This is a genomic window from Thioalkalivibrio sp. AKL10, from assembly GCF_000381845.1.
Classification (GTDB): domain Bacteria; phylum Pseudomonadota; class Gammaproteobacteria; order Ectothiorhodospirales; family Ectothiorhodospiraceae; genus Thioalkalivibrio; species Thioalkalivibrio versutus.
On sequence record NZ_KB907145.1, the window covers coordinates 364,013 to 378,707 of the forward strand.

The window sequence follows — 14,695 nt, forward strand, 5'->3', positions numbered from 1 at the left end:
TGACACGGTGAAGAAAAAACGCCCCGGGTTTTCCCGGGGCGTTTTTTGTGTGTGCCCTGTGCAGGGCGGGACGTCGTTGCCCTCGGCGCCCCGCCTCTTTAATCGCGGCCTGCGTGCGTGATGGCCCAGCAACGATGGGGCGGGGGCGGTCGGCGGTAGTCCTCGTCCAGGGTCTCGCGGGTGATGTCGCGGGCCTCAAGCCCGGTCAGGGCCTCGTGGTCCAGTTCGAAACGGCGGCGGTTGGTGGAGAAGTAGAGAACGCCATCCGGGGTGAGCAGGCGCGCCGCCAGGAGGATCAGGTGGGCATGGTCGCGCTGCACCTCGAAGTCGTCCTCGGTGCGCTTGGAGTTGGAGAAGGTGGGCGGATCCAGGAAGATCCGCTCGAACACCATGCCGGGCGTATCGCTGGCCCCTTCCAGCCAGTGGACCACGTCCTCGCGCAGCAGGGCGTGGGTGCCGGGCTCGCGCCGGCTGCGGCCATCGCGGATCTCGGCCTCCAGGCCGTTGGCGCGGAAGTTGTCCGCGGCCCACTCCAGGTAGGTGTTGGACAGATCCACCGAGACGGTCTGGCGGGCACCGCCCACCGCGGCGTGCACGCTGACTGCGGCGGTGTAGCAGAACAGGTTCAACAGGCGCAGGCCGCGGCATTCCTGTTGCAGGCGCAGTCGCATCGGCCGGTGGTCCAGGAACAGCCCGCTGTCGAGGTAGGCATCCAGGTCGACCCACAGGCGGCAGCCGTGCTCGTGCACCGGAAACGGGGCGGGCTGGGCGGTCTCCGCGCGCTGGTACTGCGAGCGTCCCTTCTGGGCCCGGCGCTGCTTGTAATGCAGATGGGCGGGTTCGACGCCGGTAACCTCCAGCATCGCGGCCAGTGCCCCGCGCAGGCGCGCCTCGGCGCGTGCGGGATCGACGCTGGCGGGGGCAGCGAACTCCTGCACATGCAGGTGAACCGTGCCGTCCTCGGCCTCGTAGCGGTCGATCTGCAGGGGATATTCGGCCAGGTCGGCGTCGTAGATGCGATAGCAGGTGATCTCCTGGCGCCGCGCCCAGCGGGCCAGGTGGCGCAGGTTCTTTTGCAGTCGATTGGCGAAATCCGGCGCAGGGGCCGCGGCCGGCTCGTCGCGCCGATGGATCTCGAACTGCAGTAGGTGGCAGGCAAGGGTGCCGTTGTAGAAGCGGTGCTTGTGGCTGGCGCGCAGGCCCAGGCGTTGCGAGTCGGTGGTGTCCGCCACCAGCAGGGCGACATGCCAGCCGCCGAAGGCGCTGCGCAGGCGCTCGCCCAGCAGGCTGTAGAGCTTGATCAGTTCCGGGGTGTTGCCGATGCGTTCGCCGTAGGGCGGGTTGCTGACCAGCATGCCGTGGTCGGCCGGGGGCTCCAGGGTCAGGGCATCGGCCTGCTCGAAGCGCGTGCAGTCGCGCACGCCGGCGGCCTGGGCCGCCTTGCGGGCGGCGGCCACCGCCCCCCGGTCGCGGTCGCTGCCCAGCAGCGCCGGGCCGTCCCAGACGCGCACCGCGTCACGCGCCTCGGCCACGCAGCGGTCCCAGAGCCCGGCGTCGTGGCCGGACCAGCCGTGGGGGCGGAAACCCTCGCGCAGCAGGCCGGGGGCGGTATGGGTGGCCATCAGGGCGGCCTCGATCACCAGGGTTCCGCTGCCGCAGAAGGGGTCGAGGAACTGTGCGTCGGGATGGGTCTCCAGGTGTTCCGGCCAGCCGGCACGCATCAGCAGTGCGGCGGCGAGGTTCTCGCGCAGCGGGGCGTCGCCGCCGCTGCCGCGATAGCCGCGACGGTGCAGGCCACCGTTGCCGAGGTCCAGGCTGACCTGTGCCTGCCGGCCCTGCAGTTGCAGCAGCACGCGCACGTCCGGATCGGCGGCGTCCACGTCGGGGCGTTCGCCGGTGGCGTCGCGGAAGGCGTCGGCGATGCCGTCCTTCACGCGCACCCCGGCGAACTGGGTATGCCCGATGTGTGAACTCTTGCCGGTGACATCCACGGCAAAGGTGGCGTCGAGGCCGAACAGGACGGGCCAGTCCAGGGTCCGGCTGGCGACGTAGCAGGCATCGCCGTCGGGTTCGTCGAAGCGCGCCAGCGGCAGCAGGATGCGGCTGGTCACGCGGCTGCCAAGCAGGCAGCGGTACAGCGTGGCGAGATCCGCGCAAAAGTGGATGCCGGCGCGGTCTTCGCGCAGGTCCAGGGCACCGAATCCCTCCAGCTCGCGAGCGACCAGCGGGGCGAGCCCGCCGGCGGCCGTGGCCAGATACTCGCGGTGGTCGGCCGTCGGGTCGAAGGGGGCAATCGGTTCGCCGGAGGAAGACTCGGTCATCGTGGGCTCGGGCTGGCTGGGAAGCCCGACATTCTGGCACAACCGGGTGCCGTGCCGGAGCGGGACTGGGGACTCGCGGCGTTCAGCGCAGCAGGCGCCGGCGGATCAGGTAGGTGGCCAGGATGATGGCGCTCCCGCCGTAGGCGGTGATCACGGCCAGGTGCGGCAGCCAGGCCGCGGGCCAGGTGCCGGTCATCAGCGGACGCACGATCTCCAGTACATGCGCCAGTGGTAGTGCCAAGGCCAGGCCCTGCACCCAGCCGGGCAGTTCGGTCAGCGGAAAGAACACCCCGGACAGCAGCAACATCGGCGTGACGGCCAGGGTGAAGTAGTAGAGGAAGAAGTCGTAGCTGCGCGCCAGGGCGGTAATGACCAGGGCCAGCGCGCCGAAGGTGAACGCGGCGAGGAAGATCACCGGCAGCGCGAGCAGGGCGCGGGCATCGGCGACCAGCCCCAGCACGCTGGCGACGACCAGGATGGTGATGGCGCTGATCAGGCCCTTGGTCGCGGCCCAGACGGCCTCGGCGAAGACGATGTCGTCCAGCGTGAGCGGGGTGGCCAGCATGCCCAGCCAGGTGTTCTGTTCCGCCATGCGGGTGTAGGCGGAATACATGCCCTCGAAGCTCGCGGTGAACATCGCGGAGGAGCAGATGATGCCGGAGGCAATGAAGACCATGTAGCGCATGCCGTCGAGATCGCCCACCAGGCTGCCGAAGCCGTAGCCAAAGGCCAGCAGATACAGGATCGGCTCGCCGAAATTGCCCAGCATCGACGGCACGATCAGCTTGCGCCAGACCAGCAGGTTACGCCGCCAGACGGCGACGAAGCGCAGGCTGGGGCGGGGCAGGATGGGGTGGTCGCCGGACATGGGCTTAGTCCCTCAGCTCGTGGCCGGTGAGTTTCAGGAAGACGTCTTCCAGATCCGCCTCGCGCAGGGTGGGCTCGTGGCCGAGCGTGCGCAGGCGCTCGCGCAGGCGGTCCGGCTCGGCGGTGTAGACCAGCCAGGTGTCCGCTACCTGGTGGGCCCGGTCCTTCGGGCCCAGTTCGCGCTGCAGGACCTCCCCGGCGTCCGCACCGCCGACGGTCAGCACCCAGGGCTCGATGTGTTCGGCGATGAGCCGGCTTGGGGCATCACAGGCGATGATGCGGCCGTGGTCGATGATCGCGATGCGGTCGCACAGCTCCTCGGCTTCTTCCATGTAGTGGGTGGTCAGCACGAGGGTGACGCCCGAGGCGCGCAGCGCCCGAAGCTGGCGCCACAGATGATGCCGGGCCTGCGGGTCGAGACCGGTGGTGGGCTCGTCCAGCACGACCACCTCGGGTTCGTTGATCAGCGCACGGGCCAGGGTCAGGCGCCGCTTCATGCCGCCGGACAGGGCATTGATGCGCGCGCCGCGCTTGTCGTTCAGGTTGACCTGCCCCAGTAGCCGGTCGATGCGCGACTCCACCTCCGGCCCGGCCATCCCGAAATAGGCGGCGTAGGTGCGCATGTTCTCGATCACCGTGAAGTCGGGATCGAGGGTGTCGAACTGCGGCACGATGCCCAGGCGTTCGCGGACCGCGCGCTCGCCCTCGGGCATCGGCAGGCCGAGGACCTCGACCTGCCCGCCGTCGATCGGCGTCATGCCCAGCAGCATGCGCAGGGTAGTGGTCTTGCCGGCGCCATTGGGGCCCAGCAGGCCGAAGAACTCGCCGGGGGCAATCTCCAGATCCACGCCGTCCACGACCGCAACGCCGTCGTACGCCTTGTACAGCTGCTGAATGGAGATGGCGGACACGGCGGGACTCGTGGCGGATGGAGAATGCACACCATACCGATTCGCGGCGGCACCCCCAATGTCCCCCTGTGATGCCATGAAAAAGGCCCGGATCTCGCGATCCGGGCCGATCTTTCGGCACATTTTCGGAATCTGTTAGGGCCGGCTGTAGGTAAAGCCCTGGTGCTGCAGCCAGGAGATGTGGGCCACGCCGCTCGGGATTACGTCATCCTCGGAGGCGTCGAAGAGTTCTTCGAGGGCGATATTGCGTCCGCGCAGGGTGTTCGCACAGACCTGGAACTCCACGTTCTGCATCTTCAGGTTCTCGATGCGGCCGCGCAGGTTTTCGTTGGTGTTGGCGGTCTGCAGCAGGCCGAGGCCGTCGCCGTGCATCACCACCTTGATCTCCATGTTGTCGGCGCCCACGGCGTTGATATGGTTCTGGATGTTGCCCATCGCGGCCATGTAGCGCCGCTCGTCGTCGTAGTTCACGTGGTAGATCACTTTGTGCGTGCCATAGTCGAAGCCGCTCGCGGCCGCCAGGCCGGGGATGCCGAGCACCATGGCGAGCAGGGCGGGAAGGAGCAGTTTCACTGCGTTCATTGCACAGGTTCCTCCTGAAACAACAACGAACCCGGGCGGGTTTGAGGTGCGCCACGGGGCCTTGCGCCGGGGTTGGCGCGCTGCGATCGGGGACTTCGCGGTGAAGGCGCTCGACAGGTATGAATAAGACGCATCAGCCATGCGCCTATTCCCGTCTGCAGCGCCACAAAAAGGGTCATGTGCCGTGTGGGGCGGGTTTGCGAGTGGAGTCTTGTTGCACAAAGAAAAGGGCCCAGGAGACCCGGGCCCGAAGCGACGACCGGGAGATGGCGGTCGCCGCGGTGCTTGCCGCAGGGGTATTACGGACGCACGTAGGTGTAGCCCTGCTGCTGCAGGTGCGACAGGTGGGCCACGCCGCTCGGGATGATGTCGTCCTCGGAGGCGTCGTAGAGATCGTTTGCGACATCGATGTTCCGGCCAACGACGGTGTTGTTGCACACCTGGAAGTCCACGTCCTGCATCTTCAGCTGATCGACGAAGGCCTTCAGGTCCTCGTTCGATTTGGCGTGCTGCAGCAGGCTGAGCCCGTTGCCGTGCATCACGACCTTGATGCTCATGCGGTCGGCGCCCACGGCGTTGATGTGGTTCTGGATGTTCCGCATCGCGCCGATCTGCCGCTGTTCGTTGTCGTGGTTCACGTGATAGACGACTTTCTGTTCGGAGTAGCCGTTGTCGGCGAGGGCGGCACCCGGCAGGGCGAATACGGCGGCCGCCATGGCCAGCGGAAGGATGAAGCGTTTTTTCATGATCGGGCTCCTGCGTTTGTTCCCGTGTTTTGTTTTCGATACGCCCGGGGCGTATGCCGCGTTGCAATCAGAGACCGGATCCAGGCGGCGTCCATGCCTCTGGTGTCCGGTTATTGGGTAAGACGGGAACCGTTGGCGATTATTCCGATAAAATACAAGATAAGCATTTGATATAAAGTCGAAAATTAGAATATTCGAGTGAGCTTTTTTGGTGCATGCCCCAGGTTGCATGCACGGCCAGGGTGAGCAGGACCAAGCCGCCGGCCAGTAGCGTGAGGGTGCCGGGGGCCTCGGCCAGGAACAGCCAGACCCAGAGCGTGCCGAACACCGCCTCCAGCACCAGGAACAGGGCCACCTCGCCGGCCGGCAGAAAGCGGGTCGACAGGGCGATCAGGGTCAGCGCCAGGGGGAGCTGGAGGAGGCCCATGATCGCCAGGACCGCGAGGCTGTCGAGCCCGATCGCGAGTGGCGTCGCCAGCGGCCAGGCGATCAGCGCGGCCAGCATCCCGCCCGCCGCGATCACGGCCAGCCGGTCCATCCGGGGCGAGCGGCGCAGCAGGGTCAGGTTGATGCCGACCACCAGGGCCGCCAGCAGCGCCAGGGCGTCGCCCAGCCAGCCCCCGGCCTCCAGCGAGCCGGCCAACACCCCGACGATCCCGCCGATAGCGATCAGCATGGCGATCCAGGTCCGCAGCGGCACCCATTCGCGCAGTAGCAGTCCGGAGAACACGGCCGCGAACAGCGGCGAGGCCGCCAGGATGACCACCACGTTGGCGACCGTGGTGTGCAGGATGGCGAGCACGAACAGGATGGTGGTCGCCGCGAATCCGGCCGCCACCCAGCCGGCATCGCGCCCGCCCAGTCGCAGGTGGGTCCAGGCCCAGCGCCCGTCGAGGATCCGCAGCAGCAGGGTCAGGGCGAGGGCCATCAGCAACCCGCGCCAGAAGACGATATCCATGCCCTGGGTGTTGGCCAGGCGCACCAGCAGTCCGTCGAAGCTGAGCGCCATCACGCCGGTGAAGGCGAGCAGGGAGCCGTGCAGGTGTTCGCGTTGCATGATCCGGTTCACCCTCCATGTGCCGCTTTTCCAGCGGGGTTGTTACAGTGCGTGGGTGCCGTTTTCGGAGTGCCGTATGTCCGCATCCCAGATCCCGCCCGAACTGCAGCCGATCGGGGCCATTGGCCTCGGCATCATGGGGGCACCCATGAATCGCAACCTCCTCGCCGCCGGGGCCGACGTCCAGGTCTGGGCGCGACGGCCGGAGACGGCGGAAGCACTCGCGCAGGATGGGGCGCAGCCATGCACGAGCCTCCCGGAGCTGGTTCGCGGCGTGCGGGTGCTGGTGCTGAATGTCTCCGATACGCCGGATGTCGAGGCGCTGATGCTGGGGCCGGACGGGGTCCTGGAGCACGCCCGTCCCGGACTGATCGTGATCGATCACAGCACCATTGACCCGATGCGTACCCGCGCCATCGCCCGCGCGGCCGCCGAACGCGAGGTGACCTTCGTGGATGCCCCGGTTTCGGGCGGGGAGCCGGGCGCGCGGGCCGGGACCCTGAGCCTGATGGTGGGCGGGCCGGTCGATGTTGTCGAGAGGCTGCGACCGATCTTCGAGGTGGTGGGCTCCACCCTGACCCACGTGGGCGACAGCGGCGCGGGACAGATCGCCAAGGCCTGCAACCAGCTGGTGGTGGGCGAGACCCTGGTCGCGATCGGGGAGGCGTTTGCGTTGGCCGAACAGACCGGGGTGGACCCGGCGCGCATGCGCGAGGCGTTAATGGGAGGCTTTGCCGGTTCGCGCATCCTGGAGGTACACGGCCAGCGGCTACTGGATGGCGACTTCGAGCCCGGTTTCCAGACCGGGCTCTACCACAAGGATCTGGGCATTGTGGCCGGGCTGGGCGAGGAGGTGGGGCTGAGCCTCGACGGACTTATGCCGGTGCGACGCGCGGTGGACGAGGCGTTGGAGGCCGGGCAGGCCGATCACGATGTGGCCATCCTGGCGCGTTTTTGCCTTCACGCCCGTGACGATCAAGGGCGTTAAAGGCGGTTCTTGGCGTCGCGGGTTAGCCGAACAGGCGCCAGAGGATGTAGAGCACCGAGAACACCAGGCCGAATACGATCCCGGCCCAGGACAGGGCGCGCATGCCGCGCCCTGGTCGGTGTTGCTCCGGCATGTCCGGTGACATCACCACCTTGAAGGTGATCCAGGCCAGTACTGGGGCGGACAGGAACGACAGCAGCGTGGCGAAATCGACTAGGCGGGTGAAGTGTTCCCCGGCCTGCGAAATCAGCAGCACGGCGCCGCTGGCGACCACCAGCAGCGCGATCCGGTAGCCCCACCAGTCCAGGCCTCGTTCGCCTTTGCGCGAGGGATCCATGGTCTGTGGTGCGTGGCCGTCCTCGCGCAGGGTGCGGATGATCGCCACGATCACACGGGGGTAGGCATCGGTGACGGCCAGGGTGGTCGAGAACATTGTGGTCAGGGCGGCCACGGCGATCAGGGTGCGGCTCCATTCGCCCAGACTATGGGCGTACAGGTCTACCAGCTGAGCGGAGAAGGCGGCCGCCCCCGGGGCAAAGCCGATCCCGCTGCCATACATCAGCACCGCGCCCAGCAGCATGAACGCGAGGGCAATCACCACCGCGCCCAGGTAGCCCAGGCGGAAGTCGAAGATCGCCTCGCGTACCGTCGGGGCGTGGCCCGTCTGGCGGGCGCGCTCCTGGGTCCAGATCGAATGCCAGGCGGCCACATCGAGCGGGATCGGCATCCATCCCAGAAGGGCCAGCACGAACGCGAAGCCGGCCAGGGTCCAGAGGCTCGACCACTCTTGCGCGCCGGACAGGGTGACCAGGTCCGGAGCTTCGCGGAAGGCGAGTGCCACGGCGGCCACGGTGGAGACGCTGAGCGCCGCCATGATGATCTTCATGCCCAGATCCAGCCCGCGATAGGCGCCGATCATCAGGAACGTAATGCATGCGGCCAGCACCAGGGCCGAGACCAGGGTGACCGACAGATCCAGGTCAAAGACCAGTGTGACCAGCCCGGCGGTGGTCAGCGTGACCACTGCCTGGATGGTAAACAGGGTACCCACGGTCACCGCGATGTAGAGCCCGAGGGCCCAGTTGCCGAGCCGGTGGTAGCCGGTCAGCAGGTGATGTCCAGTGGCGGCCGCGTAGCGGGGGCCGAACTCCAGGAATGGATACTTGAACAGGCAGGCCAGCAGTACGATCGGGATGAGCAACAGCCCGTATTCGGCCCCGCCCCGGGTGGCCTGGACCAGATGCGAGACGCCCACTGCCGCTCCGGCCATCAGCAGGCCTGGTCCGATGGCTGCGCGCAGGGAGGCGCGGGTGGAAGCATTCATGGGCCTGGGTCCGGGGGTAAGGGTGTGGGGTGCGGATTCTAGGGAAACATTGATCAATGTACACGTGCGTTTGGGTGCCCCATGTTCCCGATTCTGCCTCGGGGCTCATGGATGGGCAGCGGATCGCAGGCCGCCAAGGCACGTACGGCGCGCCTTGTCTCGAAAAATCTGCGGGGGTCAACGCGACTCATCAGCGTCGTCCAGGGAAGACGAGGGCGCGCGCTGACCGCGCCCGCCACGCTTCAGAGCGACAGGGGGACGCGACGGTAGATTTGCGGTGCGTTGGGGATCTGATCGCTGCTTGCGGGGAAGCGCTGGATCAACTTGTCGTAATAGCTGCGAATGTTCTGCACGTAGAGGACCGGCTCCCAGCCGCGGGCGTAGCCATAGCGGGTTTGCTCGTGCCATTCGCGTTCCGCCAGCCGTGGCAGCCACTGCATTACGTCCAGCCAGCGATCCGGATCGTCGCCGTTGGCGTCGGCCAGGCGCCGGGCGTCATGCAGGTGTCCCAGACCGACGTTGTATGCCGCCAGCGTCATCCAGGTGCGGTCCGGTTCCGGGATGCGTTCCGGTAGGCGCTCACGCAGGTCCAGCAGGTAGCGGGTGCCGCCGTCGACGCTGGATGCCGGATCGGTGCGGTCCTCGACGCCGAGGCCGGATGCGGTGTTCTGGGTCAGCATCATCAGTCCGCGCACACCGGTGGGGGAGATGGCCTCCGCGTTCCAGTGAGACTCCTGGTAGGCCACGGCGGCGATGAAGCGCCAGTCCAGGCCGTATTCTGCGCCGGCGCGTTCGAACAGGCCGCGAAAGCGATCCAGCTGGCTATCCACGCGCCGGGCGAAGGTCAGGGCGTCCACCAGGTCGTGGGTCTCCAGATGGCCCAGGTAGCGGTCGATCATCAGTTCCAGGTCACGGTTCTCTCGCAGGCGGTCAATGTAGGCCTCCGCCGCGTCGATCAGGCTGCGGTCGAAGCCGGCCGGGAACAGCCAGGTGACGGCCACCCCGCGCTCGAACTCATAGGCGGTACGCAGATCGGGATGCAAGCGTTGCAGCCGGCCGAACTCCAGGGAGCTCATCAGGGCATAGTCGATTTGGCCCGCGGCCAATGCCTGGCGTTGCGCTTCGGCGGTCCCGATGGGTACCAGTTCGACCGGCGGGTCTCGCGGCTCGTACCCGAGGGTCTCGAACAGGCCCGGATTCGGGGTCTCGGACTCCGGATCCCCTGCCCGGACCGATACCTGTTGCCTCGCCGCGTCGGCGTGGGCCAGATGGGCCCGCAGGCGTTCCGGCAGCGGCGACTGTGCGGTGAGTCCGAGTCGGGTTCCGGCGGGCAGGCTGGCGAGGGCGGGCAGTGCAGCGGTGGATTCGTTGCCGCGCCAGAAGGCGAGAACCTGCTGGATGGCGAGGATCTCCGGACCGCGTTCGATCGTCGGTTCATCGGGGTCCACCAGCAGCCCGGCGGCCAGGTCCGCCCGGTGTTCGCGCAGGCGGCGGTGGGCCTCGGCGGCGGTCTCCACGCGGGTTACGCGAATGCGCGTGCCCAGTTCCTTCGCGAAGCCATGCAGCAGGGCCAGTTCCAGTTGGTCGTGGCCACTAGTGGCCGCCAGCTCCGAGCGCCCCAAGGGCGCTTCGACCAGCACTACCTGCAGTTCCTCGCGGAAGGTCAATTGCTGGAGGGCCGAGGGCGGCTGGAACCAGACCCGCAGGCCGATCATCACCAGCAACACGATGAACACGCCGAGCTCGATCTGGCGCCAGGTCGAGCTCGGTGGGCGAAGGCGAAGGTGCGGGAACATGAACCGATGATACCCAATCGGCCGTGCAGGCAGTGCTGGGCGATGACCGGCGCAGGGAGGTGGTGACCCTATCGCCAGTTCAGGACCAGACCCTGGGCGCGAAGGACCTGCAGTGCGGGGTCGACACAGGTATCGATGAAGGCGGCCCGACGGGGGTTATCGTGCGCCAGACGGCGGTAGTTCGGGCCCGCGGGCAGGCCCGCGAGCTGGTAGATATCCGCCGTGGGGTAGTAGAAGGCGTGCACGAACTGGCGGAACACCCGACGCATCAGCGGGCGGTAGGCCGCCTTCTGCCAGGCCGGCAGGGTATCCAGGTAGCTTTCCAGCGTGTCGCGGGCATGTGCCATGTGGCGCGCTTCGTCGATCATGTGGGTGGAGACGACGTCATGCACCGTGGGGCTGATCTGGTCGCGGCGCTGGTGGATCAGGCGGTTCATCCGGTCCGGGACCTCCTCGCCGATCATCACCGCGATCCAGAAGATCGAGGACTCGAAGGGGGCAAAGCGGCCGACCAGGGTGGCGAGCTTGGGTTTCGGGAAGCGCCGTTCCGGCAGCTCCAGCCCGCTGCGGCGCATGAACTCGATGAACATCAGGCTGTGACCGGCCTCTTCACGCAGCTCATGCAGGCGGTAGTTCAGCCGGTCCAGGCGGCCGGTCGAGTGCATGGAGATGCGCGAGATGCGCTCCATGAACAGGCCTTCCAGCCACAGCGCGCCACTGATGAAATAGAGAAATTCGTATTGCGAGAGGCGCCGTTTCTGCTCGCCCGACAGCGCCGAATATTCCGGCGTGCCGAACAGCGAGATGGCCTCTTCCGGGATCCAGTAGTCCTCCGAAGACAGCGCATCCCAGCGAATCCGCGTGAGCGGATCCTGGTACGGCGAGCTGTTGCGGCTCAAATGATCGAGCAGCTCCTGGGAGGAATTCATCGTTGGCGTGCCGGGACCCATGCGGATAACGCCCGGAATCATACCGACTCTGGCGCTCCGGACCAACGCCAACCCGTTGCAATCTGCGGTTGCTCCCCCATGATGGAGCCCATGGACAAGAATCTGCGGTACCGAATCAATTTCCTGAACAACGGAAAAACGTACGAGCTGTACGCCCGTGACGTTTACCAGGACGAGCTTTACGGTTTCGTCACCATCGAGGGCCTGCTGTTCGGCGAGCGCACACAGGTGGTGGTGGACCCCTCGGAGGAGCGCTTGCGCACCGAGTTCGAGGGTGTGGAGCGCTTCCATGTGCCGATGCACGCGTTGATCCGGATCGACGAGGTCACGGCAGTGGGTACCCCGCGCATTCACGACGCGGGAACTGCCGGGGGCAATGTGCACGCCTTTCCCGGACTTCCGGGCAAGGGCGGTTCCTGATCCCGCAAGCTGCTGTTTTTCGTCCCCTCCATTGCGCCGCTGCCGCGCCTGGTTTAGGATTCCGCGCTTCGTGACCGTCCAGCGGTTGCGGAAAACGGAGAGGTGGCCGAGCGGTCGAAGGCGCACGCCTGGAAAGTGTGTATACGGTAACCCCGTATCGAGGGTTCGAATCCCTCCCTCTCCGCCAGATTCAAGCAAAGGGGCCAGGTTGGCCCCTTTTGTATTTCCAGCCCCTGGCGTATCGGGATTCGAACCCTCGATCGATCGAGATGATGGTTCGACCGGTGGCGCGAAGCGACACCGGAACGCCGAAGCAGCGCGGAGGCGGCCCGGAGGGCGGCGACCACGTCGCCGTAATCCCTCCCTCTCCGCCAGATTTAAGCAAAGGGGCCCGAGTGGCCCCTTTTGCATTTTTGGCCTCGGGGATCCTGCTTGCCGGCTAGTGGCTGGTCCTGGTTCGGCATCCGGTGTTTACGGTGGCTTCGGTCCGCCGCCTGCCAGGCGCTCTCTCGCGAGCGCACCGCGAGGTACTTCTTTGCTCGTGCAAAGAAGTACCCAAGAAACACGCCCGACTGCCGCGACCCCGGCCCGCGCAGCGGGCCGGGGTTTCCCTCGCTCCGAGGCTTTTCGCGGGCGGCGCTGAACTCGCTGCGCCTTCGGCTTCGCTCAGACATCCAGCGCCTTTTCTCCCGCGAAAAGCCTCTCCACTCGGCGCGACGACAACGGGGAGGAAGGTCAAGACAACGGCCGTTCCGACGATATTGGTAATGGATGATGGCTAGGTCTTCGAGCATCTTCGGCACGCTCGGCCTTTGGCCTTTGGCCTTTGGCCGTTGCGTGCCGCGCCCGCAAAGCGGGCGCCGGGGCCTTCGGACGGCATTGCCTATTGTTATGTCCGGGGGACGGAACACCGTCTGTTTTGACCTTGGCCTCCCGTATGGAGCCCCTTGCGGAAGGGTTCTCGGGCCGGGAGAAGGCGCTGGATGTCTGAGCGGAGCCGAAGGCGCAGCGAGTTCAGCGCCGCCGGCCCGAGGGCCCTGGAGCAAGGTTCCCGGGCGGAACCCGGGGGCCCTTCTTTGGGCACTTTCTTGGGCAAGCAAGAAAGTGCCTCGGGGCGCGCTGGCGAGTCAGCGCACGGCAGGCGGCCGGACGGAGGCACGTAAACACCGGAGGACGAACCGGGACCAGCCGCCGACACCGCCGGCGCAGGCAAAAGAGGTCGGGGCTTGGGAAGTGGCCGTCCTGTGTCCCCCGGGGGCTAGCCGCGGGGCTTGAAGCCGGGTGGGTGGCGGGCGATCCAGGTGACGAAGTCGTGGACGACCGGTTCGGCGAGGAGCGCCTCGCGGGTGTTCAGGCGTTCCGCCATGGTTTGTTCGTCGAAGTGCTTGTGGATGTGGTCATGGCAGGGGCGGCAGACCCACAGGATGCGGGCCTCGCGCTCGGCGCGGCTGAATCGCCGGCGGATGCGCTTGCGCCGGTGCTGCTTGCGCGGGATCAGGTGGTGGCGGGTCAGCGCGTCCATCGTGCGGCCACACAGTTCGCAGGCGGCCGCGGGTCCCGGTTCAGGCTCGTCGGATCCGATCACGGCATCTGCAGGCGGCAGCGCGGCGGCGGCCGGGTGATGGCGTAATCGGGTTCGGCCAGGTCCATGAGGCAGGGGGCACCCTCCGGATCAATGATGCGCGTGGCGATGGCACGGATCGCGTCTTCACGCGGGCCGGTCTCGCGGACCTGGCGGCTGGTGATGGGGTGCCAGTCGCCGTCGCGTTCCTCGGCGATCTCGAAGCCGAAGGGGAAGAAGCCAGGTGCGCCGAGGCGCAGGTCGGTGACGACCAGCCGGTCGGGGGCGTCGGTGTGCTCGGCGCGGTGGAAGCGCAGGAAGTCGCCGGCGAACCATTGCAGACGCTGGCCGTCCTCCAGGGCCAGGGCCTCCTCCTGCAGGTGCGCGCCGCGCTCGAAGGCCTCGAAGTCCGGCCGGATCGGCTGGTCGAAGATGCCCACCCATGCCTCCAGGAATTGGTCATCATCCACGACGGTGATGCGCCACAGCAGGAGGTTGAACGGGGTAGGCTGCACCATGCGGGGCTGGTCCTGCAGGTCCATCGCGATGAGGGTGGGCTGGATGCGGTGGTCGATCCAGACCTTCAGCGCCAGTCCGGACCCGGCATAGGCGGTGGACAGGACCAGCCCGGCCACCAGTAGCCGTGGCGCGAAGCGGTAGAACAGCGCGCCGATGGCCGCGACCAGCAGGGGCAGGGTGTAGAGCGGGTCGATCACGAAGATCGAGGCGGTCCCCACCGGCCCGGCGAATGGCCAAAGTAGCTGGGTGCCGTAGGTGGTGAGCGCATCCAGCAGCACATGCGTGGACAGCACCAGGAACAGGAACCACCACCAGCGTCCGAAGCCGATATCGCGGGTGGCCGGAATGCGTGCGAGCAGGCCCGCTACGCCCGTCGCGACCAGCAGATGGACCAGCAGGGAGTGGCTGAAACCGCGGTGATAGATGAAATCGGAGACGTCGTCCCCGTAGGCTATAAGCACGTCCAGGTCCGGGACGATGGCCACGGCGGCGCCCAGCAGGATGGCCTTGCGGCCCAGGCGTGATCCGAGGGTCAGGCCGCCGACAACGGCGCCCAGGCTGGCTTGGGTGACGGGATCCATGCGGGAGCATTTCCTTTTAGGTGACGCGCTTGCGACTGGCGCGCGGCGCCCGAGTTCACGTGATCAAACCAG

General features: G+C 67.1%; 13 protein-coding genes and 1 tRNA gene. 3 read left to right on the forward strand and 11 right to left on the reverse strand.

Annotated features, from left to right (window positions below):
* Window positions 1-98: 98 nt before the first annotated feature.
* The 6 genes from rlmKL to G333_RS0112780 form a co-directional block, all read right to left on the reverse strand.
* The gene (gene rlmKL / locus G333_RS0112755) at window positions 99-2,321 is read right to left on the reverse strand and encodes a bifunctional 23S rRNA (guanine(2069)-N(7))-methyltransferase RlmK/23S rRNA (guanine(2445)-N(2))-methyltransferase RlmL (RefSeq protein WP_019628625.1); all 2,223 of its coding nucleotides are present in this window, start codon (window positions 2,319-2,321) and stop codon (window positions 99-101) included.
* 82 nt (window positions 2,322-2,403) lie between these two features.
* Window positions 2,404-3,189 (reverse strand): ABC transporter permease, encoded by a 786-nt coding sequence (locus tag G333_RS0112760; protein ID WP_019628626.1) that lies wholly within the window; start codon window positions 3,187-3,189, stop codon window positions 2,404-2,406.
* A 4-nt stretch (window positions 3,190-3,193) separates the two neighbouring features.
* Window positions 3,194-4,099: an ABC transporter ATP-binding protein gene (locus G333_RS0112765; RefSeq protein WP_019628627.1), complete on the reverse strand. Its 906-nt coding sequence runs from the start codon at window positions 4,097-4,099 to the stop codon at window positions 3,194-3,196.
* A gap of 135 nt (window positions 4,100-4,234) precedes the next feature.
* Window positions 4,235-4,681 (reverse strand): DsrE family protein, encoded by a 447-nt coding sequence (locus G333_RS0112770; protein WP_019628628.1) that lies wholly within the window; start codon window positions 4,679-4,681, stop codon window positions 4,235-4,237.
* Between the two features lie 299 nt (window positions 4,682-4,980).
* The gene (locus tag G333_RS0112775; protein ID WP_018937856.1) at window positions 4,981-5,427 is read right to left on the reverse strand and encodes a DsrE family protein; all 447 of its coding nucleotides are present in this window, start codon (window positions 5,425-5,427) and stop codon (window positions 4,981-4,983) included.
* 139 nt (window positions 5,428-5,566) lie between these two features.
* Complete coding sequence (locus G333_RS0112780) at window positions 5,567-6,484, reverse strand: DMT family transporter (protein WP_019628629.1); 918 nt, start codon at window positions 6,482-6,484, stop codon at window positions 5,567-5,569.
* Window positions 6,485-6,560: 76 nt separating this feature from the next.
* On the opposite strand from G333_RS0112780, the gene G333_RS0112785 reads away from it, so the two are divergent.
* Window positions 6,561-7,472, forward strand: coding sequence for an NAD(P)-dependent oxidoreductase (locus tag G333_RS0112785; RefSeq protein WP_019628630.1), 912 nt, complete (start codon window positions 6,561-6,563; stop codon window positions 7,470-7,472).
* 22 nt (window positions 7,473-7,494) lie between these two features.
* On the opposite strand, the gene G333_RS0112790 is transcribed toward G333_RS0112785, so the two are convergent.
* The 3 genes from G333_RS0112790 to G333_RS0112800 all read right to left on the reverse strand — a co-directional run bounded on the left by G333_RS0112790 (window position 7,495) and on the right by G333_RS0112800 (window position 11,521).
* A complete protein-coding gene (locus tag G333_RS0112790; protein WP_018952385.1) occupies window positions 7,495-8,796 on the reverse strand; it encodes an NRAMP family divalent metal transporter in 1,302 nt (433 codons plus the stop codon).
* 242 nt (window positions 8,797-9,038) lie between these two features.
* Window positions 9,039-10,592, reverse strand: coding sequence for a membrane-bound lytic murein transglycosylase MltF (mltF, locus tag G333_RS0112795; RefSeq protein ID WP_018937852.1), 1,554 nt, complete (start codon window positions 10,590-10,592; stop codon window positions 9,039-9,041).
* A 68-nt stretch (window positions 10,593-10,660) separates the two neighbouring features.
* Window positions 10,661-11,521: a diiron oxygenase gene (locus G333_RS0112800; RefSeq protein ID WP_026289547.1), complete on the reverse strand. Its 861-nt coding sequence runs from the start codon at window positions 11,519-11,521 to the stop codon at window positions 10,661-10,663.
* Window positions 11,522-11,632: 111 nt separating this feature from the next.
* Here G333_RS0112800 and G333_RS0112805 point away from each other — a divergent pair, with 111 nt between their 5' ends.
* Entirely contained in the window at window positions 11,633-11,962 is a 330-nt protein-coding gene (locus G333_RS0112805; protein ID WP_018144371.1) for a DUF1820 family protein, read from the forward strand.
* A gap of 96 nt (window positions 11,963-12,058) precedes the next feature.
* Window positions 12,059-12,149, forward strand: a tRNA-Ser gene (locus G333_RS0112810).
* Between the two features lie 1,071 nt (window positions 12,150-13,220).
* Here the strand turns inward: G333_RS0112810 and G333_RS0112815 are convergent.
* Both G333_RS0112815 and G333_RS0112820 read right to left on the reverse strand, forming a co-directional pair.
* Complete coding sequence (locus tag G333_RS0112815) at window positions 13,221-13,484, reverse strand: hypothetical protein (RefSeq protein ID WP_038038383.1); 264 nt, start codon at window positions 13,482-13,484, stop codon at window positions 13,221-13,223.
* 59 nt (window positions 13,485-13,543) lie between these two features.
* The gene (locus G333_RS0112820; protein WP_019628632.1) at window positions 13,544-14,623 is read right to left on the reverse strand and encodes a metal-dependent hydrolase; all 1,080 of its coding nucleotides are present in this window, start codon (window positions 14,621-14,623) and stop codon (window positions 13,544-13,546) included.
* Window positions 14,624-14,695 lie beyond the last annotated feature (72 nt).

Coding starts and splice junctions, on each gene's coding strand:
- G333_RS0112800 (WP_026289547.1), bottom strand. CDS start 11,521: ATGAATTCCTCCCAGGAGCTGCTCGATCATTTGAGCCGCAACAGCTCG.
- G333_RS0112770 (WP_019628628.1), bottom strand. CDS start 4,681: ATGAACGCAGTGAAACTGCTCCTTCCCGCCCTGCTCGCCATGGTGCTC.
- G333_RS0112775 (WP_018937856.1), bottom strand. CDS start 5,427: ATGAAAAAACGCTTCATCCTTCCGCTGGCCATGGCGGCCGCCGTATTC.
- G333_RS0112780 (WP_019628629.1), bottom strand. CDS start 6,484: ATGCAACGCGAACACCTGCACGGCTCCCTGCTCGCCTTCACCGGCGTG.
- G333_RS0112815 (WP_038038383.1), bottom strand. CDS start 13,484: ATGGACGCGCTGACCCGCCACCACCTGATCCCGCGCAAGCAGCACCGG.
- mltF (WP_018937852.1), bottom strand. CDS start 10,592: ATGTTCCCGCACCTTCGCCTTCGCCCACCGAGCTCGACCTGGCGCCAG.
- G333_RS0112760 (WP_019628626.1), bottom strand. CDS start 3,189: ATGTCCGGCGACCACCCCATCCTGCCCCGCCCCAGCCTGCGCTTCGTC.
- G333_RS0112785 (WP_019628630.1), top strand. CDS start 6,561: ATGTCCGCATCCCAGATCCCGCCCGAACTGCAGCCGATCGGGGCCATT.
- rlmKL (WP_019628625.1), bottom strand. CDS start 2,321: ATGACCGAGTCTTCCTCCGGCGAACCGATTGCCCCCTTCGACCCGACG.
- G333_RS0112820 (WP_019628632.1), bottom strand. CDS start 14,623: ATGGATCCCGTCACCCAAGCCAGCCTGGGCGCCGTTGTCGGCGGCCTG.
- G333_RS0112790 (WP_018952385.1), bottom strand. CDS start 8,796: ATGAATGCTTCCACCCGCGCCTCCCTGCGCGCAGCCATCGGACCAGGC.
- G333_RS0112805 (WP_018144371.1), top strand. CDS start 11,633: ATGGACAAGAATCTGCGGTACCGAATCAATTTCCTGAACAACGGAAAA.